General features: G+C 67.9%; 1 pseudogene. It reads right to left on the bottom strand.

Features of this window, described 5'->3' with window-relative positions:
* Positions 1-218, bottom strand: a pseudogene (locus CG50_RS15990) (tyrosine-type recombinase/integrase); the annotation flags it as partial.

Genomic DNA, 218 nt, shown 5'->3' on the forward strand with positions numbered 1-218 from the left:
GCGATCTCGCCCGCGCGCATCGCGGTCTCCAGCGCGAAACGGAAGGCGTGATAGGCCCGCGCCGTCGCGGTGCTCAGATCCTCGCCGGCCGAGAACTGCAATCGCGTGAGTTCTTCGTCTGACGGCAGGCGCTCGCGGCCCGGCGGCTTCGACGGCTTGCGAACGTCGGACAGCGGGTTCGCCTTTATCAGCCCCCATTCCTTGCGCGCGACATTCAG

This window comes from Paenirhodobacter enshiensis (genome assembly GCF_000740785.1).
GTDB classification, from domain to species: domain Bacteria; phylum Pseudomonadota; class Alphaproteobacteria; order Rhodobacterales; family Rhodobacteraceae; genus Rhodobacter; species Rhodobacter enshiensis.